Origin of the sequence: Paenibacillus sp. RU5M (assembly GCF_900221055.1) — a bacterium.
GTDB classification, from domain to species: Bacteria; Bacillota; Bacilli; order Paenibacillales; family Paenibacillaceae; genus Paenibacillus; species Paenibacillus marchantiae.
Window position 1 is genome coordinate 94,636 of sequence record NZ_OBQM01000009.1, and the last position, 26,042, is coordinate 120,677.

Here is a 26,042-nt window from a genome sequence, read left to right on the forward strand (position 1 = left end):
TTGGCTTTAGCCTTTAATTGAACCTAACATGACACCCTTGGCAAAATGCTTCTGCAAAAACGGATACACCAGCAAAATCGGGATGGTACCAACCACAATGACCGCCATTTTAATGGACTGCTCCGGTGGCTGTACAAAATTGGGGTCCATGTTTGCCATATCTCCGACACTGGCCTGTGAGAGCAGAACGATCTGTCTCAGCATGACTTGCAATGGCCATTTGTCACTGTCGGAAATGTACAGGAGTGCCGAGAAAAAGTTGTTCCAGTGCCCTACGGCGTAGAACAACGCAAAGGTGGCAATCACCGGTTTCGACAATGGCAGAACAATTCGCCACAGTACCCCAAGATCCGAACAGCCGTCGATGCGGGCCGCTTCCTCCAGCCCTGGCGGCATTTGTTGAAAAAAGTTTTTGACAACAATTAAGTTAAAAGCGCTGATCGCGCCAGGAAGCATGAGGGCCCAGTAGGAATCCAGAAGTCCAAGTCCACGAATGACGAGATAGGTCGGGATCATCCCGCCGCCGAACAACATGGAGAAAATCACCATGTTCATCATGACATTTCGGCCCCAGAAGTCACTTCGGGACAGTGGGTAAGCCATCGTCAGTGTGAAGAAGAGATTGACCAATGTACCTGCAACCGTAACAAATATCGAAACCCCTATACTGTGGAAGATGGTGGACGAGGAAAAAATATACTCATACGCACTGAACGAAAACACCTTCGGAATAAGGAAAAAACTGCGTTCGGTAATCTCGGCTTCGGTCGCGAATGAATTTCCTATAATATACAGGAAAGGAAGGACGGTTAATATGCCCAGAATCCCCAGCATGACGTAATTGAAAATATCAAATACTCTGCCGGCAGGGCTGTTGTATAGACGGCTGTTCATGGGCAATTTCCTCCTTATCGATGGATGACGAACATGCTCTTAATAGATTCCGGGATGTCCGAATTTCTTGGCCAGTTTGTTGCTGCCCAGCACCAGAATAATTCCGACAACCGACTTGAATAACCCGACCGCGGTACTGTAACTGAATGCACCTTGCGTAATCCCGACGGTGTATACATACGTATCAAATACATCTGCCACATCACGATTCAGCGAGTTGGTCATCAGATAGATTTGTTCAAAACCGGTATCCAGGAAGTTCCCCAGCCTGAGAATGAGCAAGATAACAATGGTCGTGCGGATCGCTGGAAGCGTGATGTGCCACATGCGCCGTAATCGACCTGCACCATCCACAATTGAAGCCTCATACTGCTCTGTATCCACACCTGCAAGTGCTGCGAGGAAGATAATCGTTCCCCAGCCCATCTCTTTCCACATCATCTGAACAATAATGAGCGGACGAAATGACCCCGGACTTGCCAATACATCGATCGGTTTGCCTGTGATCCAGGAGATCAGGTCATAGAGTACCCCGCCTTGCGGAGTCAGGAATACATAAGTGATACTCGCGATAATGACCATGGAAACAAAGTGAGGTACATAGACCAGCGTCTGAATCGTTCTTTTGAAGAAAGCGACCCGGATTTCATTAAGTAACAAAGCGATGATAATCGGTGCCGGGAAAAAGAATATAAGATCATATAGGGCAAGGACGAGCGTATTCCTCAGCAATCGGAAGAAGTCCGGATTGGAGAAAAAATTCGTAAAGTTCTCCATACCCACCCATTGACTGTCGCGAATGCCCAGAAAAGGCTGATAGTCCTGGAAGGCAATAACGATCCCCCACATAGGCAAGTATTTAAAAATGACAAAGTACAAAAATCCGGGAAGCACAAGCACGTACAGCCATTTATTTCGTTTGATCTGCCTCTTCCAGTTGGACTCCCGCTTCATCGGCAATGCGGCCATATCCACTTGAGCTGCTGTAGCGCCATTTCCATTCCAGTCCGTCTTCCCGTTCATAATGTCTCCCCTCCCCATTTATGTAAGCGTTATCAATCGACCTGTTATTCAGACTATACAGCTGCCTTGTTTCCGGCAACCTTCATTTTTTGCATGGTTGCGCAAAGTGGTCCGAAAGCCCGCTATAACGCCATTCCTTCTTCAATTTGGATATATTTTGGCAAAGGTTATTGCACATTTTTGCAGCATTATCCTTCTTTGTTTCCGAGGTGAAACATGAAAAACCGGACTCCCATGAAGCGGGATTCCGGTCAATGATGAAGTCTTATGAACAGGTTTATTTACCTAGCCATTGATCCCGATACTGGCTCGGGGTTAAACCTTCCTGTTTCTTGAAAATCCGATTAAAGTAACTGTGCTGGTATCCAACAGCGCCTGCGATATCATTGATTTTCATCGTGGTCTCACGCAGCAATTGCTTCGCCGCATCCATTCGTACCCGTGTTAAATAATCAATGAAATTCATGCCAGATACTTGCTTGAATGCCTTGCTTAATGCATAAGGAGTCATCTGCTCCGCATCTGCACAGCCTTCCAGGGAAAGTTCGTTTCTATAATTCTCATCAATAAACAACATCGTACGTTCCACTACCTGCTTCATCGGCTCCTGGGAACGCATCTCGATCTCCTGAACATATGGCAGCAATACTTCTCCGATCATCCATTTCATCATTTGTGCAGGTTCGCGAATCGTGGACAAGCGCTCATACATGTTGCAGCCACCAAACAGCTTGTAAGGCGTTACCCCGGTCTGCAGCATCATATGCTGAATACTTCCCAGCAATTGAAGCATCATCTGCTGCACCTGGAATTCGGAACTGCCCGCTTGGGTGATCTCGGTCACAAATTGCTCCAGTACACGCTCAGACTCATCCTTCTTCCCAAGCCTAATCGCCTGAAGGATCTCACGTTCCAGCCCCAGTGGATATGAGGCTTCTTCCGTTCTGCGGAAACATTGCTCATCCTCCAAATCGAGAATCTGGCTCCCGTCCTCCACGCTGCGATAAGCAACCGCCTGCTCCATCTCCATGAATAATCCCGGCAATTCCTGCGGGGAGGCAGCAGGACGACTTACGATCACCGTCACGTTCATTTTCAAAGTCTGACCTATGACCTCCACCAACTCTTGTCCCCACAATAACGCTTGTGATTTCACAGGCTCGTCGTTGGGAGCAATCACAAGCATGGCTGAAGACAGGTCGTGAAAGTTCATTACACTAATTTGACTGAAAACATTTTTGGCAACTTCTTCAATGATATTAACTGCTGCAAAGGTAACCAGCCCTGTATCCTGGCTCCCAAATCGCCCCTGTAACTGGGCATAGCCCGTAAAATACATCTGAAGCAGCAAAAACTGCTGGCCTTCCACCTCAAAACCAAGATTCCTCATCCGCTGCTGAAGATCCTTCTCGTTATAGGCATACAGATGCCCCTGCACCAGTTGTAATACAAAACTGTCCCGCAAATGGGGAAGCTGCTCCTGTAATTGTCGATGGGCGGTCAGACTCTGCGAAGTCAATTCGTTCCACTGTTGTTCCAATAGCTGGAATTCATCTAGCCTGGTATCTGTTGTCGTTTCACTCCTGCCCGGCGTCAATAAATGGAGCATCCTTGCTACGGGAGAGTATATTCTGCGTGAAGCAAACCAGGATAATACCAACCCCAGGATAAGACTGCCAGCACTCGCAATGACGATGATTTTGGATACGAGCTTCACCGGTGAGGTCACCGATGTCAGCGGAGCTGCGGAGACATACGTCCAGTCCGAATCAATCCGACTCAGTGATCCATAGGACACGGAATAGGTTTCGTCCTCATATTTGAACAGGAATGAATGGTTGTCTGCATGCAGGGCTACCTCTTCTTTGAGCTGCTGCTCAAAAGCAAGGTCGGTCTTCCCTGCTACCGGATTACCGGTAACCAGTGTATTACCCTGTTTATCCATGAGGAACGTTAACCCTTCATCATAAGGAGTAAGCGTTTTCAACAAGCTGGCGACTTTCTCATTATCCAGCGTAATGATCAGCGCACCAAATGGATTAATGCTTTCACCCGGAATCTTATGTACAAGAACCAGTGCATTACCCGGATCGGTATGCAGTATACTATCATTCGTTTGAGATGCTTTATCACTGCTCTGGCTCGCAATCCAGTCTGTCCAATACACATGGTTGCCCATCGTCAGATAGCGGTCGTAGGCCTGTATTTTTGCATCATCCTTCAACTCGTTATAATCCCGGTTAAACAAAATCGGTTTCGGTTCCTGTAAATATAGCTGCGCGGATTTGATGAGCGGATGAGAGCCTTGCAACACGTATAGTGTGGTGACGATCTCCTGTGTTTCGTTGAAATAATACACAAAATCCAGTGTTCGCAGCGCATTGCCAAACCTGGGTTCAAAAGCCCAATGGGACAAGGTCATCTCCAAATAAGCGAGTTGGTCGTCCACGTTGCGCGCCCGGTTCTCAATCTGGCTTTGGTGCATCTGATTAAATTCATTTTCCATCCGGCCAACGACCAACTGATACATCACGATGCCTGTAATCAGTCCGGGAATGCTGGCAATGAGCAAAATAAGCATCAGGCTGTTTCGATAAAAACGCCCTTTATGTCGTCCTGTGGTTAACCCTGGCCAACGCGTGAGTCTGCCGGAGGATCTTACCTTCCTAACTGGTTCCATCAGTGCTCACCTGCTTGCTTGCGTATGCTCTGACTGTCATGGGAACTCCCTCACTCCCCTGCTGAATGGTTTACATGAGAATATATGGATGAAATCCGTTTCTTGTATTATACGCATAATTTCCGGGGGAATGAAACGGGTTGTAGCAGATCATTTTTTAACCAATGTTTTATTAACGCATCAAAATGGATTACAATAGGATAAAGCAAAACATGAAGGAGGCCTTTTAATGAAGGAACAAACTTATTTTCAAGAAAATAGAGAGAAACACCTGGCGGAATTGAACGAATGGTTGTCCATTCCAAGTATTTCAGCCATTTCGGCACATAAAGAGGATATTAACCGTGCGGCACAATGGGCTGCAGATGCACTCACTCGTGCAGGTATGGAAAATGTAGAGGTAATTCCAACAGCGGGACATCCGATTGTATATGCAGATCACCTGCATGCACCCGGCAAACCAACCGCACTGATCTATGGACACTATGATGTTCAGCCTGTCGATCCGCTTAACCTGTGGGAAACACCTCCATTCGAACCTACCGTTCGTGATGGCAAACTGTTTGCACGTGGTGCTACGGATGACAAAGGACAAATTTTCTTACATATCAAGGCGGTTGAAGCTCTGCTTGCCGAAAACAAGGAACTTCCTGTTAATGTGAAATTCTGCATCGAAGGCGAAGAGGAAATCTCCAGCCCGAACCTGCCGATCTACCTGAACGACAATACAGACAAACTGCGTGCAGACATGGTACTGATCTCGGATACGTCCCTGCTCGAAAAAGGAAAACCGGCGATCTCCACGGGTCTGCGTGGTCTTTGCTCACTTGAAGTGGATCTGAATACAGCCAACACGGACCTGCACTCCGGTTCATTTGGAGGCGGTGTACCGAACGCACTGCACGCACTCGTATCCCTGCTCGCTTCGCTGCATGATGAGCAAGGTCGCGTGAGCGTAGATGGTTTCTATGATGGCGTTCTGCCGCTCTCTCCTGAGATGAGAGAAGAGTTCGTGAAGCAAGGCTTCAATGAAGAACAGCTTCGTCAAGACCTCGGATTGGAGCAATTGTACGGGGAAGAAGGCTACTCGTTCGTAGAGCGTATTGGCGCACGTCCAACGCTGGAACTGAATGGCGTATGGGGCGGATTCCAAGGTGAAGGCACCAAAACCGTTATTCCGAAGGAAGCTCATGCCAAAATTACATGCCGCCTTGTTGCGGATCAAGATCCACAGCAGGTGCTGGACCGTATCGAAGCACATCTGCGCGCGCACGTTCAACCTGGCGCAACGCTGCATGTGAAACAGATCGAGAAAGCCTTTGCGTTCAATACTGATCCTTCCGATCCGGTACTGCAAAAAGCAGCTGATGCCTATGAGCAAGTGTACGGCGTTCGTGCCCTGTTTACGAAAGATGGCGGCTCCATTCCGATCGTGGAGAAACTTTCACGCGTGCTTGGTATTCCGGCTGTTATGATGGGCTTCGGTTTGCCAGATGAGAACCTGCATGCACCGAATGAGCATTTCAACCTGGAGAACTTTGATAAAGGGTTGTTGACGATTGTTCAGTTTTTAAAAAGTTTGTAAAGTATAGTTCATGTGAAAAATAAGTATTGGAAAGCGTGCTGGGTTGACGTTCCGGTGCCGAATCGTTCTTTCGATCGCTGTTATCCCCGGATTTCTTTGATTCCCCTTCTCAAAGGGTAAGATCCGACGATAGCATATGCTTCCGAAGTAGCTTTCTTGCAGAAAGCTTTTAGGCGAACGCTTCGCTTTTCCAGAATCGATTTCGTCCCCTTCACTACTTTGCAGCTTTTCCATGAACTTATTTTAAGACTGAGCTTACTTTACAAATGAAGGGTAGTAGTAGGGTAGGTAGATATATAGATAAAAAGGGGTGTGCCGTCTATATTCATGACGGCACGCCCCTTTTATAATTGGTGCGACAGATTCGTTAGCGTTGTGACTAGAAGAAGTATACAAACTTCCGGAGACATCCTCTAGATTTTAATCCTGTATCCTCCACTTATGAGCGGAAGGTTGTGAAATTTAACATATGCACAAGCTGCATCATGTGCGTGATTTCCTGCTGGACTTCGGAGGTGTCTGTACCTGCCATCGCCAGATTGGCCCGCAGCGTTCTACGGGTGTTCAGCATACCGTCGATTAACTTCATGACCGTATTGCGTCCACGATGATCCACAATCATATACTTTTTGCGTGCATCCAGCTCCACCCATACGATATTGCTGAATGAGGTGAATAGGTGTCTACGGTACTGCTCCATATCGGTCTCATTGTAGTGCTCGCCATAAAAGGCATAATATCCGTGTACGTGCAGCTTTTCCGCCAGCTCTGTGATGAACGGGTCGAATTCGAGCATAGCGTTACGTTCCATGTTTCACGCCTCCGTAATGCGTGATCCGCAGATCCCGGCTTTTTTGAGATCTATTTTAACACATTACGCAAGCTATTGCCTGTTGAGGCACACGACAACACTACAAATGTAGAATTAACCGCCGATTCGTCTTCCCTTCACCCACACTTCCTCAATTTTCAAATCACCATTCAGCAAAACGACGTCCGCCTGTTTGCCTTTAGCAAAGGAACCCGTGCGGTGATCAATGCCGAGCAGACGTGCCGGCGTCAGGCTGGCTGCGCGTGAAGCTGCATTCAGACTCAAGCCTACTTCCTGTACCAGATAGCGGAAACCACGAATCATCGTGAGCGTGCTTCCTGCCAGTGCGCCTCCGTCTTTCAAACGTGCCACACCTTTCGTAACAATCACAGGCAGATCGCCAATTTTGTATTCACCATCATCCAGCCCGGTAGCAGACATCGCGTCTGTGATTAACACAAGCTGATCTGCTTGTTCTTTCAGTTGAGCCAAAATAGACATCGCCGCCGGATGCACATGGATACCGTCTGCAATGATCTCTGCACTGATGCGGGAATCACTAAGCACTGCGCCGGCAGCTCCGGGATTCCGGTGATGGAGCGGTGTCATCGCATTGAATGTATGCACGGCATGGTGCAGCCCGGCCTCGACCGCAAGCTGTACTTCTTCATAGGTCGCATCCGTATGTCCTAATGCTGCCGTAATTCGCTGCTCGCGCAGCCATGAAATGACTTCGAGCGCTCCCTCACGTTCCGGCGCCAGGGTGACTTGACGAATCAGGCCGGGATATTGTTTTTCCCACGCGTCCAGCCAGGACACATTAGGCAATACAATATGATCCGGGTTTTGTGCGCCGGGCCACTTCGGACTGAAAAAAGGACCCTCCAGATGTACACCTTCCAGCTGTGCATAAGGCATGTCACCGGAACGGTAGCTGTCCACTTCAGCCAATACCCGGTCCAGACTATCTTTGGGCGCTGTCATAGACGTTGCCAGCATGGCAGTGGTCCCCTGTGTGCTGTGGAATGAAGTGATTTTATCCATCACATCCTTACTCGCGTCCATAAAGTCTTCGCCATTGCCACCATGTACGTGGATATCTATAAATCCAGGCACAATGACGCCATGCTTGGAAACAGGCACAGATACGGCTTCACGGCGAATCTGTTCAGATAATCCCTCGGGTGCGCCAGCATAAAGGATCTTCCCATCCGTCCAGACCAGTACACCATCCTCCATTACACCATCGGGCAGTACGATTTTACCTCGAAGAAGTGAAATGGTTTTTTCACTCTCTTGCTCCTGGTTTTCCATAGCTTCTACGTTCATTTCACCAGCCTCCCAGCCGCACGGTCCAGTAACACGACCACATTAGGATGACATTGCAGCAGCGAAGCGGGACATTGTGTCGTAATCGGCCCCATAAAGGCTTCACGAATAATTTCGGCTTTCTCCTCACCACGGGCGATCAGCAGAATTTGTTTGGCTTTCAGAATTGTACCTACCCCCATCGTAATGGCCTGAGTTGGAACTTCATCAATATGATTAAAAAAGCGGGCGTTTGCTTTTCTTGTCTCTTCTTTGAGATCCACCACATGTGTCCGTCCTGTAAGCTCGGTTCCGGGTTCATTGAAGCCAATGTGGCCATTATGTCCGATACCCAACAATTGCAGATCTACTGGTCCACGATCATCAATCCGTTGTTCATAGGAAACACACTCCTCATTTAAATCCGAAGCCTGTCCATTCGGCACCTGGGTTCTGGCGAGATCGATATCAATATGCGAAAACAGTTGCTCATTCATAAAGCTGCGGTAGCTTTCGCGATGTTCTACAGGAAGACCGACATATTCATCCAGATTGAAGGAAGAGGCCTGCGCAAAGCTGACCAGACCTTTCTGATACAAAGCAATAAGCTGTTTATAGATACCCACAGGAGAACTTCCAGTCGCGAGTCCCAGTACAGCCCGGGGTTTTGTCTGTAGCAAACTGGCAATCACCCCTGCACCCGTTGCATTCAAATCTTCTTCATTTTCAAAAATACGAATATTCATCTTCTTAGGCACCTCCGTTATGTTGAACTCGATAAGACTGTACATTGTGATACGATTGTTCCAATTTGGGGATAAAACGGTCAAAGTCGGCACTAACCATGCCCGTGAATAGAATATCGACGACATGCAGCAGTGCAATACGTGAAGCCATATCCCCCCGTCTCATGCCTTCTTCCAACGAAGACGTAAAGAGCGGAATATCAGACACCCCCGCAAGTTTGTTATTTCCATAGGATGTCAGTGAAATGGTAGAGGCTCCCGCCTGTTTGGCACAATGCAAGGCATCGATCGTCTCCGGTGTTTCACCCGAATAAGATACCGCCATCGCCACATCTCCCTCACCCAGTGAAGAAGCCGACGTAATTTGCATATGTGAATCCGAGAAGGCAGTACAGCTTTTGCCGATCCGTACAAGTTTCTGATAGAAATCCTGCGTAACAATGGAAGAGGTTGCAACACCGTAGAGATCAATACGACGGGCATGGCATAGTAACTGAACTGCATGCTCCAGCCTTCCTAGATCCAGCAAACGGGTGGTGTCCGCAATGGATGCAAGATGATTGGCTTCGATGGCTTCCACAATTTTGGATAAAGGATTACCTGCCACGATATCCTGATATGCTGTTTCATTGGTGGAATGCGACAATTCTGCGGCCAGCTTCATTTTGAAATCAGGAAAACCTTTGAAATGGAATGATTTGCAAAAGCGGGTTACCGTAGCCGCACTTGTTCCGCTTTGCTGTGCAAGATGGTTAATGGTCCAGCCAGGAATATCAGATGGGGACTGTAAAATCACCTCTGCGATTCGTCGTTCCTGAGACGGAAGTTCATTCAGCTCTTGCTGCAACGCATGTAGTATGGCTGCCATGAGTTCTCCTTTTATGAAAATTATTTTTATTAATTCATTATAAATAAAGAAAATTATTTTTATATTTTCATTTTAATCAATACGTTGTTGCAAATCAAGAGGATTTTAACCATGTATTCGCGGTATGTATGATGAAATTTTTAAAAAGGTATCTTCTTGATTAAGGAATGGGATTCCGCTTATATTGGAGATAAACCTTGAAGTGAATGTGGACATTTTCACTTCAAAGGAAGGAGTACACTCGATGAATCAACGACAACGTCAAAAAATGATTCCTTCCACCTGGATTATTGCCATAAAACAGACCGAAGCTCGTAAATACTTTGCCCTCTATGCCATCGACTGGAAGCGCGGAGCGCGACTGAGCTGGGAAGGTTGGAATAGCCTCGCAGACTTGCTGCAGTTTCATATTCCAATCAAACGTAAAACTGGCGGTACAAAATCTTCCTCCCAACCTGCTGCCAAAATTGCGAAAAAAGCACTCTATCTGCACCTAGATGAAACACAATACAGGGAATTGGAGCAGCTCTTCTATCAGCCTTTTTCAAAGAAACAATGGAGATCCTTTATTGAGGAACATTCCAATAACCATATGTAGGTGAACCCTTATGCCATATACGATTACGATTTCCATCACGCTCTGCCCGTAGCAATCTATACCCTTGGAATTTCTGCGGGCTGAGCCTTTTCCCAAGGGAGCGTGATGATCCATGAAATCTCAGCAAAGAAATCAAGCCTACTACAGGCACCAGAGAAAGCGTGTTATTCAACGTAAAAAACAGCTCGCTATTCGGTACGATTGGTCCTACAAGTTCGAAGGGACTTTTGCCAAAGGAAAAATTCATTGTTCCTGCTGGTGGTGCTGCGAAAAGACAAATCGTCTTGGCTATCCTAAATCCGAGCTAAGCAGAATAGCAGACTGCACTCAGCAGCTTCTGAATTCAGACTTCTGAGAATGACTATTTAAAACAAGCGATTCCTTCATTTTAGGAATTCGCTTGTTTTTGCTTTCCAACTTCAAACAAAAAAGTCTTTCCCCATTCTTCATCATGAAGAATAGAGAAAGACTTTCGTGCTGCTTCAATCAACCCCTTAACATTGAGTTTCTGCATCACATTCGAGATGTGGTTTGAAATACACTCGATTGATATCTGTTATCCATTATTATAAGTAATCTCTGTTTCTTTATCATTGCTCATGTCCCAATATAATTGAGCAAGTTTGCTATTCAAATTAATCGCTAAACAAAACATCAGATACAGGAATAAAGCAGAGCAAACAAATAAAATACGTGAGTATATAAATAAAGTCAGCAGACTAAAAATGATTATCAATGGCATTAAAAACATTAAATATCCACCAAATGCTAAAAAGTTAAAAATAATTGGCAATGATATCTGATTCCGAATAATATTATGAATGTTGGTTTCCTTTTGGCTTGAGATTTCTAAACTAGAACTCAATTTAATTTGTTTAGCATTTTCGTTACCGTGTTTTAAATATCTAAATTCAACTTCCAAAGTCACATTCTTTGCCTCTCTAAGTTCTGATAATGCTAATGATTCGAAAATCGCTTCGAATGTTATTTGATTTTCTTTTCCGAAATTTATTTCTCTAATCAATTGTTTTTCATTAAATCGCTCAAATAACAATATATGATTATCAACAAATAACTTTATTCGTTTTATTAAGTCTTTTTCTTGCCCACTATGTACATTAAACTCTTCATCATCCTTTTTTCTTGCTTTAAGTTTATATAGTTGTATAGTTTTCGCTATTTTCTCTAGATTACTTATTTTAAAAAGGACTTTTGTTACTTGTCCAGGCATAATCATAACATCCAATATTTGTAATTCAATTCCATTTTGACTAACTTTATTTTCTTCATTAATTCTATTGTTAATTTGAATTGAGCCTTCAAACCACCGCTCCTTTAAATTTTCTGGTATTAGCATATAAATTCCTGTTTTTAAAAGCAAGCCTGATTTCTTACCGAAAAATAATTTAAGTCCATCAGGCAACAAATATAAAGTTTTATGTTCTATTATTCCCGATTCATTAAATGATTGAATAATATTTTTTGAAGAATTAGAAAAAACACAAGTCTGTTTCTTTATAAGAATGAATATCTGTTTTATTAAAATAATGATCTCTTTAATAACTGTAAGAGTAAAAGATATTAAAAATATGATTACAAAACACGCCACGATGTATACTGCAATTCGCTTTGTTAAATCACTTGATGAATCCAACCAATTTTTTATCCATATAAAAAAATCAATAATTGTATGTAACACGTAAATCCTCCCTCTATCTTTTATAACAAACATACGGAATGAATATCACCAGCGAAGAAACATGCATCAAGCGATCATGTACATCATTATCGATTGGGTCATCCGTTAGCAGAAACTCTTCCTGAAGGTAATGTAATTGGGAATCGTGAACCCTCACTAGAACTTTTAGCTGTTCTATTATATCACCTTGTAACCAAGGTCCAGTTCATTTGCAAAATATTGACTATGATAGGCTGTACTCATTAAAAAGCCCACCCCGTAAGTTACTATTCTGTAATTATACAAGAATAGTAATGGTTTCGACAGAGTAGGCTTAATTTCATGTTTCCAACCGAAACAATTGGTGAACTTGAAGGTTTTTCCATGTCTAGTGTCGAATTTAACATGATCAAAATGTGCATGGAGGGAGTTTGTCATGTCTTACAAAGGAATGCGATGGTATAAGTGTGATTTTCAAATGCAAACACCCGGTGACCCTAATAATTGGCTGCAAAATGATCCTGCCTATTTAAGAAGGGAGTATACGCAAGAAGAACTAATTACGTCCGTTGATTTATATCTAACTAGATGTTACGAAGTTGGATTGGAATTAGTGTGTATTACGGATCACAATTTTATTGGACTAGAATATCTTCGCGTATTGAAGGGGAGAAACGAATACATAGCAGATCATTTGCAAAAAAAGCCTTTAATTATATTCCCCGGATTTGAAGTGGAGATTTCTCAAGGGTTAGGTGTTCATTTACTTTGTGTTTTTGAAGAAAACAAATCACTTCATGATATAGATGATATTGTTACACAATTAGGTCTTCCCCGTTCTGAACGTGTGATAAATGGGACTATTGCTCCATTACCACAGGCTACTTTTGACAGTATTCAGAAAATCGTTCAGGAGGACCATAACGGTGTTATCATTGCTGCACATCCTCTATCAGAAAGCGGACTCTTAAATGATAAATTCCTCACTGATTATTTTCAAAGGGATATGTTCCTCAATCCGAAACTGTTAGCTATTGAAGTCCCAAAGCCGCTTGCTGAATTTTCTGCCAATATGCAAATGCTGATTACAGCAGATGTTGCTTGTCACGCCGAGTGGAGAAGAGAACGTAGAGTAGCTGCTGTCATGTCCTCTGATGCGTACAGCTTGCATGAAGGTTCTAAAGGCTACATAGGAAAAAGACATACTTGGGTTAAGATGTCCAACCCATCTTTAGAATCTGTCATTCAAGCTTTTTTAGATTGTGAACGAATTGAATTGAGTCTTAATAGTCCTGACGAAGATGTCAGACACGATAAAATCGTTTCTCTTTCCATTGAGAATGTTGCCTTTCTTGATAATCAAACAATTCATTTATCTCCTAATTTAAATTGTATTATTGGAGGTAGAGGTTCTGGAAAATCATCAATTCTTGAATACATCAGGCTCGCAGTATCTCATAAGCAGGAATTTGAAGGTAAAGATCAGGTTGTTAGAGTAAGGAGAACATTGTCACCAACATCAGTAGTAAGACTCACTTGGGAGGGCGCAAATGGGCTGACGGATAACTTTGAGTACGATGCAGTCTCTCAAACCGCAAATATTACTAGCAGAGAAGCACAGGACCCTGCAACTATCTTGAAGAACTTGAAAGTGCAAGTATTCAGTCAGCGAGAAATATCTGAAATTGCTCAAGAACAAAAAAGTTTATCAACTCTGATTGATTCAATTTCTGGCTCTGAGCTTAATAGGCTGAAATCCAATGAAATTGAGTTGAAATCAACTATCCAAAGTTTATTCCAAACAAGAAAGACAATTGAGCGTCTGAAGAACGAGCGAAACACTCTTCTTCAAGAAATCAAGGAGATTAAAAGGCAGTGGGATGCATTCGTATCTGTACAAGCAGAAAATGAACGTAGGAATAAAGCAATCGTGGCAGAAAACTACATCCATGAAGTCGTAGATGAAACTAATACACTTGTTACATCATGGAAGGAACTGATTAAATCATCAACAAGAGAACACGCTGATCTTGTTAAACAAGACTGGTTAAATGATTCTTATTTTGATGATTTAAATATAGGTTTAAGAGCTGCAAAACAAGAATTAGAAAAGAATATTGAAGCGGCATTAATAAAATTCTCAGAAGAGATTGGTAGCCTCACTGATAAAAACGAAAAATGGGAGACAATAGCAATCGCTATTCAGCAAACAAAAACAGATTTTATTTCTGCCTGCCATGAAAAAGGAGTTCAACCCGATCAACTTGAAGTCATGAAAGGGCTAGAGCAAAACATTCGATTAAAGGAGCAAGATTTAGATGACAGAGAAAAGAAATTAACCAACTCATCGCAGGAAATCGAAAAACTATTTGCAAGCATCGGAACTCTTCATGACACTTGGCTCGCTCAAACAACGTTAAAAATCGAGAAAATTAATTCAATTTTAGCTTCTGGATCTATTCCTTACACAAGGCAAGGTTCTCCGTTCATATCTGTCGAAATTTATAAATGTAGAGACCAGGAACATTTCAAGCAGATTTGGAGTGCAAATCATAATATTCGCGGAAATACTCGTTTGGGAAGGAATTGGGAAGCAATCGGTGAGCGGCTGTTCCAAACATTTGAAGCAAGCGAGGAATTGACACCGTGGGCTATACTAGCACAGTGGCTTGAGAATGAAGAGTTAATGCCCGCTGAGTTAAGAGGACATCATAGAGACTTTAATGCATATCTCACGGGGGATGGCATTGGATTTTGGGAGACAATGCAAATTACTCGTATCAATGACAGAATTAATATCACATTATATCGGGATGATGGAACTCGCGCTGGATCTCTAGATGATGGTGGGCTGTCTGATGGACAAAAGAACACTGCGATTTTAGCCTTGCTGTTTGCTCATGGCACAAATCCAATCCTCATTGACCAGCCAGAGGATGAGCTGGACTCAGATTTCATATACAATCAACTGGTTCCACTACTGAGGAGAGTCAAATATAAGCGACAAATTATCCTTGCTACACACAATGCTAATATTCCGGTCAACGGTGATTGCGAATTACTTTATGCATTAAATACCGAAATGGGCAAAGGTATTTTAAAGGCTGAAGGTGGACTAGAAAAACCAAACGTCAAAGAAGCAGTATTGAACATAATGGAAGGTTCCAGGGAAGCTTTTAGGCGAAGACAAGAGAAGTATAACTTCTAAGCAATCTACGTGCAAACAACCTCCGAATATCACACAACTTCGGAGGTTGCTCTGTATCAATTTTTACTTTGCAAAAATGATTTTTACAGAAAAGAAACATTGGATTGAAAAGGAGCGCATCCACTTTATGAGTAACACCAAAAAAGTTATTGAAGATCTGTTGAAAACGGTATTACAATCTGAAATTGCTGAAATGATTGGATCAGTGTCTATTTCTCAAACTGCAGTAAATAAGAAATATCTGACTATGGGTGAAGTTTCTAAACTTACTCGAATTGGAACATATACTTTAAGACAACTTACTTTTTCCAGAGCAATGCCGCATCGAAAAGTAAGATCACGAATCATTTTTGAACAGTCCGAAATATCTGACTCGATAACTAATTATAAAAAAATAGGATGGGATGATCCTTATAATAAGTGGAATGTAAAAGCAGTCCAATCTCAAATTACAAATTTTTATCAAGATAAGGAGAAATCACCAATGATTGAGGATATATTTCGACAATTAATTAAAGAAGAGCTTGAAAGTTTTTCGAAAGAAATTTTGAGTATTACAAAAAAAGAAAAACAAAGCTACTATGGCAGAACTGTTTTAACCATAAAAGAAGCAGCTGAACACTTTAGAACCAGTCCTGCAACAATTTATGGTCTAATAAAGGAAGATGGTATGCCACACTTGAAAATACAAAGTAGATTCTATATTGTACTCGAAGAAGCAGAAACTTATTTATGGAGAGAAACAGCAAAATCCTATGCGGCTAAAGGTAATATTTACTGGAAACAGATTTTACAAAGACTTGACTGGGAAGAGACTCAAAGAGAGTTAGCTTATAAAAAGGCACTAAAAAGGCTGGAAGAAAGGGATCTTTGATGTCCTTTCCTCATTTTTAACTCCTCCCAAATGATTATTTTTTATGCAATCGATTCTGTTTCACAAAGTCAGCAAAATCATCGTTCACTTCAATAGTAAACCTCTAATGATTGAAATTTTCATACTCAGCCGCAGCCAGTTTCTATGCAACTTCTTGCGAAATTTTTCCTCCATCGGTCAAAATCTCGCGCTCATTAAATTTAGGGAACAAATTTAGCTTTTCAATCCAGTCTTTCATATACATAGGAGACTGATGTTCAGCTTGATCCTCTGCATACTCCATTACCCAACGTCTAAACTGTGTACCTCTGTGGGAACGAACACGATAGCCTACAGCAACAATTAGCTCCAGGTTGTAGTGCTTGACTTTATGTTTAATTTCTCTTGAACCTTCAGTTTGAACTTGTAAGTATTCCTTACAAGTTGATTCTGATGCTAGCTCACTTTTTTGATAAATGTTTTTAATATGAAGAGTGATGTTTTGAGGGGTTGTCTGATACAACTCGGCAACAGCTTTCTGACTCATCCAGACCGTTCCATTCTCCAGCTTAACGTCAATTTTGGTATTCCCATCTTCAGTTTGATACATTAAGATACCTGTAAGATTGTCCATTTTTCAACCTCTCTCATTTCTTACTCTGCAAGCATTGGAATGTATGTTCCCATTTTATCATATCTCAAGCCAGCTTTGTTAGTCCCTATGTGCTAATAAATGCCATTAAATTAGACACAAAAAAGTCTTTCCCCATTCTTCATGATGAAGAATAGAAAAAGACTTTCATGCTGCTTCAATCAACTGTGCAGTATCGCGTCAGATCTTCAGTTCTCCGAGCTTAATCAGCTCTACAACTGCTTGCGAACGACCCTTAACATTGAGTTTTTGCATCACATTCGAAATATGGTTGCGCACCGTTTTCTCGCTGATGAATAACTGCCCTGCGATGTCACGCGTCGTTTTGTCCTGAACCAGTAATTCGAATACTTCGCGTTCACGGTGGGTCAACAGAAATTTGCTTTTATGATCGATACCCTTCAATGTTCACCCCTCCTTGCCTGGGTTGTGTTGGTGTAACAAGGTTAAGGGGATACAGTCAACTCATCTTATGTAAGGTCAAGGGCGTTGGTTCAGTTTTATCAAAAAAATGGGCAGTGAATTGTAATTTGAACGAATAATCGCTATGTAGGTACAAACGTAGTAATCCAAAATCGTCAATTTGGACTAAGTATTATATGAGCATACTATGTATCATCCTTCTTAATCGTTATTTTCAATATCCCTTTAAAAACAAACATGCCCCTGCAACTAATGTTGACCATCAGCGCAAAGGCATACTTGTTCAACCTAAATTACCGATTCATGCGGTTCATCATGCCATCGTTGTTGTTACGATTCATGATGCCATCATCAAGCACGCCGTCACGGTGATTTGTGTTCATCGCATTCGTTGGGAAAATACGTTCAACCATCGATTGGAACGTGTTAATCATGCCGCTAACCGGTTTGCCGTTACGGATATCTGTGGCATAGCTCTCCACATGTTGAACAAATTCCGGGTTAGCCGATACATATACGTTCTCGACGTTAGGTGCAAATTGTTTGATTTTCGCCGAGATTTTGGATTTAATCTCTTCGGATGTGTTGTCATCCGTGCTGTCAATACGCGATGTTTCACTCTTCATCCCGTAGTGACCTTCGGTCATTGTACGTGCATTGCCATTGCCACTGTTAGTTAGACCACGCATCATGCCATAAGATCCGGTACCCATTGTGCCATAGATACTGCGATCATTGCCCATGTGGCTGCGATCCGTAGCTGCATTGGTGTTTAGTCCCGGAGCAATGCCACTGGTGCTGTATGGAGACATGGTTCCATTACCACCATTTACACGCAAACCGCCCATATCCTGACCCATGCTTTCTGTACGCATAGTGCCATTTGCCCGGTTACGCAAAGATTTGCTTTCCAATTTGCCAGTGTGACCATCTGTCAAACGGACTGCAACATACGCGTTACGATCGGTCAGCATGACATGTGCTGACTTCACTTCTTTCATTTCCGTAATGCGTTTAGCCAGCTCGTCACTTGATTTCAGGTCGGTGACGTTATGCGTCCGATAACTTTTCGCACGAATGCCATCCATCCCATTGGATTCAACACCATAACGGTTAATGCCTTTCACTTCATGACGAACACTTTGGGTGTGCAGATTGTTATCTTTTGTACTTGTTCCACAACCCGTCAATCCGGCCATTACAAAGATTGCAGTAGACAAAGATAAGCTGATTGCTGTCGCCTTTTTGGCTGCTGGCATGTCTCATCCTCCAATTATGTTGGTTTTGGTCACAAGGATAGGATGCTCTTCTGTACGGAGCGATATGCTGAAAGGATATGGAACATTAGACTCCTTTATCTGGGCTCAATGGGTCTTGTTCCACATAAAAAAGCGATGCTTGCACAAAGTGCAGCACCGCTCTGTATAACCGCGTATTTCCTGTTCAAGTGAGAACCTTCATTATTATGTTGAAGGAGCCAATCCCTTACTTGGATGTGGATGAGGAATTCGCATCAGCATCTTCTCCACTCGAAGAAGAGGTTGCATCTGATTCTGATTTTTTGATCGAATTCGGAAATTGCTCTGCTTCCTTCAGACTAGCTGCATCCATCGGATAGGCCCACTGACCGTCCGGTGTGACTACCCAGATCTGATCCGGTTCTGATGGAATAGTAAGTCCCCGGTACACATCCGTAACAGCTTCTCCATTAACCGTCTGCTCAACAGATAAAGTAAAGCGTGGCACGGTGCCTTTCAGTTCAGAGGCTTTGCGCACATCGTCAGCTGTGGACAGGTTTTTAATTTTGCCAATCAGCGATACAGCATCGGTAGCTTCAACCGCTTCACCATTAAGCTTCCACGTCTGCTCTGCCGCACCTTCCTCGGAGGAAGATTTGAGCATCCAGGTGGCTGCTTCGCCTTCCCATTCCAGCGTAGTGACATTGGTTTCATCCAGATTAAACGGAGTTGTATCCAGCAGATCCTGCCGTGATTTTTCTATATTACTTATGGATTCCGTTTGTACTGCTACGACAGGTCCGGAGTCTACTCGCACATAACGAGCGTCATCTGCTGGCAGCTGACCACCGATGCTCAGTTTGATCTCACGGTTATCCTTCAGTTGGATATCCAGCAACGTTGCATCTGAACCCAATCCATACTTGGCGAGATCCTTCGGCTCTTCCTCCACAACCAGTTCCTGATCTGCACCACTTAAGGCATCAAGCCAGCTGCTAACCGTATACCCATTCAGAGGATATGCCTTGGGTTCCACCATACTCCACACGCCATTTTTTAGTTCCAATTGTGAAGATGAGGGTTTTGAAGCACCTGATGTGTCTGTATTGTTATCATGAATCGTGATGGACTGTATATCGGCAGACTTAATACCAAGTAACTTGACTTTCTCCGCTTCCTCTTCACGAAAATAATTCTGACTGGCCGCATAGATCCACCCGATAATCAAGACCAATAAGACTAGAATCGTTGGGACCCATTTTTTCATACGCGTCTGCGCCTCCACCATAAGAGTACACCTATCATAACAAAGATGAGCGGGAATGCGACAATCGCCACGAAGAAAATGGTTCTGGCTTGTTTACCATCCAGGTACGCCGTTTGATAACCGGATTGCACCCGAGGCCGGATCGTTAATCCATCTTCCTTTTCACTTAAATAATTGACGGTATTCAGAATAAAATCTCGGTTCCCACCGTTCACTATTTCCGAGTCCTGCATGAAAATAGATGAACCCAGAATTACAGCCTTCGGTTTGCCATCTGTTGTATCCGCCGCATATCCAAGCTCAACAGGACCTTGTACATCCTGATCGGGATCGTTGGTTGTTTCGTTTTGCAATAAACCTGCAATGTTCGTCTCGCCATAACTGTCATCCGATGAATGAATGAGCGGCGACAAGGTGTATTTATCCTGCTCTTTGCTCGTCAAAGCAATGGACAAAGATAACATCGGGTAAAGTTTGCTTTCTGATAGTTTATCCGTGATGGCATGTGTGCCATACTCCGGCACAACCCACAGTGGGCCCATTGTGCTGGCCTGCTGATTATCCACCATGACTGCATGCTCATCAACCACGCCATAATCCGTCATGAGTGCATCGATATTTTTCCAAGTCAACTTCATGTCTTCATGAAAACCGAGGGATAACAGCAATTTTCCTCCTTTACTTAGATAAGTCCGAATAGCCTTCAATTCTGTATCACTAATATCCCGCTGTGGTCCAATAATCGCGAGTACATCCGCATCTTCCGGAACCTGACCTGCCTGATTCAGCTGAAGTTCTTCGGTCGTGATATTATTTTGTTCCAGAGATGAGCGCAGTGTAGTCAGTTGATCCAGGCCGAGCTCTTCATGTCCTGTCAGGAAAACCATCTTGTGCATCTCCGTGGAAGACAGATTCATTAGGGCTTGTGTCAGCTTTTCCTCACCTGTGAACTGGTACGATCCATCGCTTCCATCCCCGACAGCCGTGAATAGACTGGCGATATCAATGACTTTATGCTGATCGCCCTGCTCTAATACAATGGAGCTGCCTGTGATGCCATATTTGGAGGCCAGTGTAGGCTCCTGCGTCAGATTGTATTGCTTCATCGTCAGTTTGCTGTTGCGTTTCGTATATTCTTGAACCATATCCGATACTTCGCGGTTCAAGACCGTATTATTCGCATTTTCGACGGTTAATACCAGAATGTTGACGTCTTCTTTTACATTTTTAATCGCGGTAAGAGACTGGTCTGACAAGGTATATTGTTTATTCGAGGTCAGATCCAGTTGGAAGCCGCCAAGCGAATTCAGAAACAGGGTCAGCAAAATAAAGATGCCAATCACCGCTACAGACAGCACGGTACTGTTGGTATGACTCAACCATTTTTTCATCTTCTCACCTCCACCGCTTCCGTTCCACAATTTGAATGCTTAATAGCAGAAACACACCTGAGAGCGTCACGTAATACAATATATCTGGGCCACTAAGTACACCCTTCGTGAAGCTGTCAAACCGGTTCGTCAGCGCAAATGGATCCAGCCATTGCTGTAACGTAGATCCGGAATTGCCTGCAAATGAATCAAGCATCCACAATACGAGCAAAATAATAAAACCGGCTACCGCAGATACCATCTGGTGCTGAGATAACGTGGAAGCAAACAGTCCAATCGCCATCATGCTTCCGCCCAGGAAAAAGAGACCCAGTGCAGACAACCATACGGATGTCAGATCTAATTCACCAAAGAAGGACATAATAAACGGATAAACGAGACTGCACAGGATAAGTACAACAAGAATGGCGAGTGACGCCAAATATTTACCGAAAATAATCTCGGTCACCCGTGCAGGTGAAGTCAATAACAGTTCGTCCGTTCCCTGCCGGAATTCCTCTGCCACCAGTCGCATCGTCAGCAACGGCACCACAAACAGCAGCATGGATAACGTGTCTCCGAGCACCAGGCGATAATCCACAATGCTTGGCTGGTAATACACAAAGCTGGAATAGAACAGCAAACTTGTCATCAGTACATATACGGCAAAAGCGAAATACGACGTCGGTGACAGGAAGTATGCCTGCAGTTCTTTATTGCAAACCGCCATCATTCGTCTCATTTGGAACCCTCCCCTGTGTGGGAATCAGATGAAGCGCTCTCGGACCCAGTCGATTGCTTCAGATCTGACGTCGTGCTCAAATTGGCCTCTTCATCCGTCACCTCATTGGCGAGCTGCACTTTATCAGTTTCAGTCTCTTGTGTTGCCAGTTCCACTTCGGATTCCGTTTCCGTTGTGGTCAGCTTCAGGAAAATCTGTTCCAGACTGAGATTTTCTTTCTTCATCTCCAGGATCGGCAAGCCTGCACCAGACAAAAGGTAGAACAGTTCTTCTCGGTAATCCTCGGAAGATTCACCGGTAAGCAGCATTTTGACCGTATCAGTAGAACCAGTGGATGTCTGTCCATCTGCTGCTTGAATGACTTCACTTCGTACCTTCTCCCATGGTGTCAGCACATTATGTAATTGCTGCTCTGTTGCCTTCACTTCAATGGACACCTTGAACTGATCCCCCATCGCTGAGCCAAAATGCTGCGGTGAACCGTCCAATACGAGCTGTCCCTGATTAATAATCAACATGCGATTACACAGCGCGCTCACTTCCGGCAAAATATGTGTACTGAGCAGCACTGTATGATTCTCACCCAGTTCACGGATCAGATCTCGTATCTCCATAATCTGATTTGGATCAAGACCTGAAGTTGGCTCATCCAGCACGAGCAGATCCGGTTTATGAATAATGGCTCCAGCCAGACCCAGACGCTGCTTGTACCCTTTGGACAGCCCGCGAACCAATTGCTTCTCACGACCTTGAAGACCCAGCCTGCTCACCATTTCACTGATTCGCAATTTCACTTCACGTGTCGGGACATCCCTCAGATTAGCGACGAACTTCAGATACGACTGTACCGTCATATCTGGATAAAGCGGCGGTGTCTCCGGCAGATAACCGATCTTGGAACGGACGCTCCTGCCCTGATCGTGCACTGAGATGCCATCCACTGCAATGGAGCCTGCCGTTGGATGTAAATAGCCTGTAATCATTCGCATCGTGGTGGTTTTCCCGGCACCATTCGGTCCCAAAAATCCAACAATCTCACCGCGCTCCATTGTGAAATCCAGTTGATGCACGCCGCGCCGTCCATCAAATACTTTGCTTACCTGTTTCACTTCGAGCACATCATTCATCCTTTCCCGTTAAAATACCCGTGTGCCATCATCGCTTTCTTCTGATGGTCAACACGGGAAGTTCCTTGTATCTTACGTGTTGTATCCTAAATGCAGCTTAAAGTCACTTAAAAGAGAGCTTAAAAATATGTGTCTAAAATGTGAACAACACTTCATTCACCCACACCCTGCACTCTGGGGCAACGTACCTTAAAGTACAGGAGCATGAGCACCTGCACAAAAGTCAGAGGGTGAACCGTGTGAAAGTACTATTCACATTTTTTGTTCCAAGCGGCGGTGTGGATACTTTAAATCGATTGCGCACAGCCGTTCTGCAACGCCATGGCATCGAAGCGCATGTATTGTATCTGTACCCTGGCTCGGGAATGCAGAACAATACCAGCACGCCGGTCTTCACCGCTTCCAGTGATGAGGAAATTCACAGTTTGATTCATCATCATCGTTATGATGCCATTATTGTTACCTCCGATATTGCCATGCCGGGCAGATTAAGAGCCCTCGGGTATAAAGGACGCATTATCTATGAAGCACAGGGACTTGGGACACGTGAGCAAGCTATGGAAACCATTCAGATGGGAGTACCTTATCTGCAAGCCCACTGTAATGCTGCGCTCATTCCTCCAACCGATCATTTACTGGAGCTGTTCATCCATATGTGCCCATGGCTTCACCGGTTTGTCATTCCCAATATGCTGGATACCAATACCTTTGCCCCAATTTCGGTGGATACCCCTCCCTATCCAGTAATTGCATGGGTAGGAAGGCTCGAACACAACAAAAACTGGCGGGAATATTTGATGATATCCAGTGAAATCATTAAAAAAATTCCAAAAGCCAGACTATGGTTGTTCCACGATCCGACCTTGGCTAATCCCGAGGACGAGGTCATGTTCCGACACATGCTTGCGGAGTACGGGCTTGAAGATCGGATTGGCATCTTTATCAACGTGCCCCATTCCCAGATGCCTACATTCTACTCCATGGTTGCAGCTTCCGGGGGTATCATGCTATCTACATCGCTGCTTGAAGGCTTTGGATACGCCGTTGCTGAAGCCATCAGCTGCGGCTGTCCGGTACTCAGTACCGATTCGGATGGCGTAAGGTCCTTTATTACACATAACCGAACGGGTAAATTCTATCCGATTGGCAACGTGAATACGGCTGTATCCGAAGCTGCAGACCTTATGCGCAACAAAAAGCTGCGGGAGTATATACGTATTCAGGGCAGACAGCATATGGCCATCTCCTTCTCCCCTGATCGTTACGCCACTTCATTTCGAGAAATGATGACAGCCTTGAGCATTTTCTTTTAAACAAAACAAAAAAGGCAGTTCAGAAGCATGCTCTGAACTGCCTTAATTTATTTTCTTAAGATCGGCTTATAAAAATTAGTGTCCCATCATCATTGCAGGATCAGGTTGATCCCCTGTTTGAAGGGTATCTTCCTCCATCCGTTTTGGTTTGCGCAGAATCAGACTGAGCAGGCATCCAAACAAGGCAATACACGCGGCCAGGAAGAAGGTGTCGTTAAAACCAGCCACTAATCCATTCACCATACCTGTAGCGTCAGTAGCTCCAGCTGTATTGCTTGCAATATGGGAGGTCAGGAATCCAGTCAGGCCAGCAACTGCAAAGGACACAACCACTTGTTGTGCAGCAGCAGTAAGCGGGGTAACCCGACCTACCAGCTTACGTGGAGCAGCATTCAGTACATGCGTATTGAGTGGCATCATGGAGAAGCCCATACCCAATCCCATCATGACAAGGCTAAGAATGATCAGACCAAGGCCCGTTTCCGCCGTAATCGAAGACAGAATGAACAGTGCACCCGAGATGATACCCAGACCCACGAAAGCAAGTGGTCTTGCACCAATTTTATCAAACAAACGTCCACCAAGTGGCATACCCACACCCGAAGCCAGCGCCTGCGGGAGCAGAATGAGTCCTGTTTCCAATGCAGTGTAGCCTTTGATTTGTTGCAGATAAAGTGGGATCAAAATCATCGCCCCAAACAAAGCGACTTGTGATACCCATGCCAGAATAATACCCCGTGTGAAATCAGATGATTTGAACACCCGAAGTTCCAACAGCGGATTTTTGTGACGAAGTTCCACGATAACGAACAGGATCAGCGCCACGCCTCCGACAATCACACCTGTCAGTGTTGTTGCAGACGTCCAGCTTGTTCCGCCTTCACTTACACCGTATGCGAGCATCGAGAATGCGATTGGTGCCAGAATCATACCGAGCAGATCAAGCGCAGGCGTGCGTCCACGATCCGTATCCGGCAGGAATTTGATACATAGAATAAAAGCGGCAATACCAATCGGCAGATTGATCAGGAAGATCCAGTGCCAGCTGAATGATTCAATGAACCAGCCCGATAATACCGGACCCAGTGCAGGAGCCAACAGCATCGGAATCCCGAGCATACCCATGATAGAACCTCTTCTTTCAGGAGGAGCCAGGCGGAATACCATCGCCATACCAATCGGAGCAACCATGCCTCCGCCAAGTCCCTGAATGATACGGTAAATAATTAATTGTTCAGGCGATTGCGCGATCGAACATAAGACCGAACCCAGAGTAAACATCGCAATCGTGAACAGAAATACTCTTTTGGCACCGAATCGGTCGGTCAACCATCCCGCCAGCGGAATGACGGCTGACAAGGCCAACGTGTAACCTGTAACCGTCCATTGAATGGTCTTCAGATCGGTCTCAAAATATTGAACCAGATTCGGAATCGCCACGTTAACCACCGTGCTGTCCAAGATGACCATAATCATCCCGACGATAATAGCCAGTAGCGGCAGAATAATCGTTTTAATCGAGAATTCCGCCGGGTCCTGGGGTACTGCTGTTTGTTGTTTCAATCTCTCCACTCTCTTTTCCGGCCTGGAGGCATTATCTTTGTATGTGCCTCTCCATTGGCCTTATATTCACGACGTTTCAAACTTTTGTTTTAAAC

Annotated in this window: 23 protein-coding genes; 6 read left to right on the forward strand and 17 right to left on the reverse strand. The window is 44.3% G+C overall.

All coding sequences use genetic code 11. From position 1 onward, the window contains the following. Window positions 1-6: 6 nt before the first annotated feature. The 3 genes from CRO25_RS23465 to CRO25_RS23475 all read right to left on the reverse strand — a co-directional run bounded on the left by CRO25_RS23465 (window position 7) and on the right by CRO25_RS23475 (window position 4,597). Complete coding sequence (locus CRO25_RS23465; protein ID WP_079696619.1) at window positions 7-894, reverse strand: carbohydrate ABC transporter permease; 888 nt, start codon at window positions 892-894, stop codon at window positions 7-9. A gap of 39 nt (window positions 895-933) precedes the next feature. Continuing rightward, entirely contained in the window at window positions 934-1,863 is a 930-nt protein-coding gene (locus CRO25_RS23470; protein ID WP_052016746.1) for a sugar ABC transporter permease, read from the reverse strand. 331 nt (window positions 1,864-2,194) lie between these two features. Next, complete coding sequence (locus CRO25_RS23475; RefSeq protein ID WP_079696620.1) at window positions 2,195-4,597, reverse strand: AraC family transcriptional regulator; 2,403 nt, start codon at window positions 4,595-4,597, stop codon at window positions 2,195-2,197. A gap of 229 nt (window positions 4,598-4,826) precedes the next feature. Between CRO25_RS23475 and CRO25_RS23480 the strand changes: the two genes are divergently transcribed. Next, a complete protein-coding gene (locus CRO25_RS23480) occupies window positions 4,827-6,182 on the forward strand; it encodes a dipeptidase (RefSeq protein ID WP_079696621.1) in 1,356 nt (451 codons plus the stop codon). 439 nt (window positions 6,183-6,621) lie between these two features. On the opposite strand, the gene CRO25_RS23485 is transcribed toward CRO25_RS23480, so the two are convergent. The 4 genes from CRO25_RS23485 to CRO25_RS23500 all read right to left on the reverse strand — a co-directional run bounded on the left by CRO25_RS23485 (window position 6,622) and on the right by CRO25_RS23500 (window position 9,915). Further along, complete coding sequence (locus CRO25_RS23485; RefSeq protein WP_053783145.1) at window positions 6,622-6,993, reverse strand: hypothetical protein; 372 nt, start codon at window positions 6,991-6,993, stop codon at window positions 6,622-6,624. Window positions 6,994-7,107: 114 nt separating this feature from the next. Continuing rightward, window positions 7,108-8,322 (reverse strand): N-acetylglucosamine-6-phosphate deacetylase, encoded by a 1,215-nt coding sequence (nagA, locus tag CRO25_RS23490; protein ID WP_256863741.1) that lies wholly within the window; start codon window positions 8,320-8,322, stop codon window positions 7,108-7,110. After that, window positions 8,319-9,047 (reverse strand): glucosamine-6-phosphate deaminase, encoded by a 729-nt coding sequence (nagB, locus tag CRO25_RS23495; protein ID WP_063566685.1) that lies wholly within the window; start codon window positions 9,045-9,047, stop codon window positions 8,319-8,321. Before nagB ends, nagA begins: the two co-directional genes overlap by 4 nt. A 4-nt stretch (window positions 9,048-9,051) precedes the next feature. Next, the gene (locus CRO25_RS23500; protein WP_063566684.1) at window positions 9,052-9,915 is read right to left on the reverse strand and encodes a MurR/RpiR family transcriptional regulator; all 864 of its coding nucleotides are present in this window, start codon (window positions 9,913-9,915) and stop codon (window positions 9,052-9,054) included. 244 nt (window positions 9,916-10,159) lie between these two features. Between CRO25_RS23500 and CRO25_RS23505 the strand changes: the two genes are divergently transcribed. Beyond that, window positions 10,160-10,513, forward strand: coding sequence for a hypothetical protein (locus CRO25_RS23505; protein WP_079696622.1), 354 nt, complete (start codon window positions 10,160-10,162; stop codon window positions 10,511-10,513). Between the two features lie 161 nt (window positions 10,514-10,674). Continuing rightward, on the forward strand, window positions 10,675-10,821 hold the full coding sequence (locus CRO25_RS33710) for a hypothetical protein (RefSeq protein WP_218843447.1): 147 nt from the start codon (window positions 10,675-10,677) through the stop codon (window positions 10,819-10,821). 80 nt (window positions 10,822-10,901) lie between these two features. Here the strand turns inward: CRO25_RS33710 and CRO25_RS34310 are convergent, their stop codons facing one another. Together CRO25_RS34310 and CRO25_RS23515 are read right to left on the reverse strand one after the other, a co-directional pair. After that, a complete protein-coding gene (locus tag CRO25_RS34310; RefSeq protein WP_101749464.1) occupies window positions 10,902-11,066 on the reverse strand; it encodes a response regulator transcription factor in 165 nt (54 codons plus the stop codon). Between the two features lie 3 nt (window positions 11,067-11,069). Then, window positions 11,070-12,212: a hypothetical protein gene (locus tag CRO25_RS23515; protein ID WP_079696624.1), complete on the reverse strand. Its 1,143-nt coding sequence runs from the start codon at window positions 12,210-12,212 to the stop codon at window positions 11,070-11,072. A gap of 415 nt (window positions 12,213-12,627) precedes the next feature. On the opposite strand from CRO25_RS23515, the gene CRO25_RS23520 reads away from it, so the two are divergent. Both CRO25_RS23520 and CRO25_RS23525 read left to right on the forward strand, forming a co-directional pair. Further along, on the forward strand, window positions 12,628-15,399 hold the full coding sequence (locus CRO25_RS23520) for a TrlF family AAA-like ATPase (protein ID WP_079696625.1): 2,772 nt from the start codon (window positions 12,628-12,630) through the stop codon (window positions 15,397-15,399). Window positions 15,400-15,526: 127 nt separating this feature from the next. Then, the gene (locus CRO25_RS23525) at window positions 15,527-16,273 is read left to right on the forward strand and encodes a helix-turn-helix domain-containing protein (RefSeq protein ID WP_179132246.1); all 747 of its coding nucleotides are present in this window, start codon (window positions 15,527-15,529) and stop codon (window positions 16,271-16,273) included. A 142-nt stretch (window positions 16,274-16,415) separates the two neighbouring features. Here CRO25_RS23525 and CRO25_RS23530 read toward each other — a convergent pair whose 3' ends face one another. The 7 genes from CRO25_RS23530 to CRO25_RS23560 all read right to left on the reverse strand — a co-directional run bounded on the left by CRO25_RS23530 (window position 16,416) and on the right by CRO25_RS23560 (window position 23,071). Next, window positions 16,416-16,886 carry a virulence RhuM family protein gene (locus tag CRO25_RS23530; RefSeq protein WP_097115821.1) on the reverse strand — a complete coding sequence of 157 codons (471 nt, stop codon included), beginning with the start codon at window positions 16,884-16,886 and terminating at the stop codon, window positions 16,416-16,418. Window positions 16,887-17,084: 198 nt separating this feature from the next. Beyond that, complete coding sequence (locus CRO25_RS23535) at window positions 17,085-17,309, reverse strand: helix-turn-helix transcriptional regulator (RefSeq protein ID WP_017692532.1); 225 nt, start codon at window positions 17,307-17,309, stop codon at window positions 17,085-17,087. Window positions 17,310-17,620: 311 nt separating this feature from the next. Then, window positions 17,621-18,586, reverse strand: a complete 966-nt coding sequence (locus CRO25_RS23540; RefSeq protein ID WP_063566682.1) for a YhcN/YlaJ family sporulation lipoprotein — start codon at window positions 18,584-18,586, stop codon at window positions 17,621-17,623. 226 nt (window positions 18,587-18,812) lie between these two features. Beyond that, on the reverse strand, window positions 18,813-19,832 hold the full coding sequence (locus CRO25_RS23545; protein WP_179132247.1) for a DUF4340 domain-containing protein: 1,020 nt from the start codon (window positions 19,830-19,832) through the stop codon (window positions 18,813-18,815). Then, complete coding sequence (locus CRO25_RS23550) at window positions 19,829-21,223, reverse strand: GldG family protein (protein WP_079696629.1); 1,395 nt, start codon at window positions 21,221-21,223, stop codon at window positions 19,829-19,831. Before CRO25_RS23550 ends, CRO25_RS23545 begins: the two co-directional genes overlap by 4 nt. A gap of 4 nt (window positions 21,224-21,227) precedes the next feature. Beyond that, complete coding sequence (locus CRO25_RS23555) at window positions 21,228-21,944, reverse strand: ABC transporter permease subunit (RefSeq protein WP_063566679.1); 717 nt, start codon at window positions 21,942-21,944, stop codon at window positions 21,228-21,230. After that, window positions 21,941-23,071: an ATP-binding cassette domain-containing protein gene (locus tag CRO25_RS23560; protein ID WP_179132248.1), complete on the reverse strand. Its 1,131-nt coding sequence runs from the start codon at window positions 23,069-23,071 to the stop codon at window positions 21,941-21,943. The genes CRO25_RS23555 and CRO25_RS23560 overlap by 4 nt, the downstream gene beginning before the upstream one ends. A 239-nt stretch (window positions 23,072-23,310) precedes the next feature. Here CRO25_RS23560 and CRO25_RS23565 point away from each other — a divergent pair, with 239 nt between their 5' ends. Continuing rightward, entirely contained in the window at window positions 23,311-24,384 is a 1,074-nt protein-coding gene (locus tag CRO25_RS23565; RefSeq protein WP_162842454.1) for a glycosyltransferase family 4 protein, read from the forward strand. Between the two features lie 75 nt (window positions 24,385-24,459). On the opposite strand, the gene CRO25_RS23570 is transcribed toward CRO25_RS23565, so the two are convergent. Next, window positions 24,460-25,947: a DHA2 family efflux MFS transporter permease subunit gene (locus tag CRO25_RS23570; protein ID WP_063566677.1), complete on the reverse strand. Its 1,488-nt coding sequence runs from the start codon at window positions 25,945-25,947 to the stop codon at window positions 24,460-24,462. Between the last annotated feature and the right edge of the window lie 95 nt (window positions 25,948-26,042).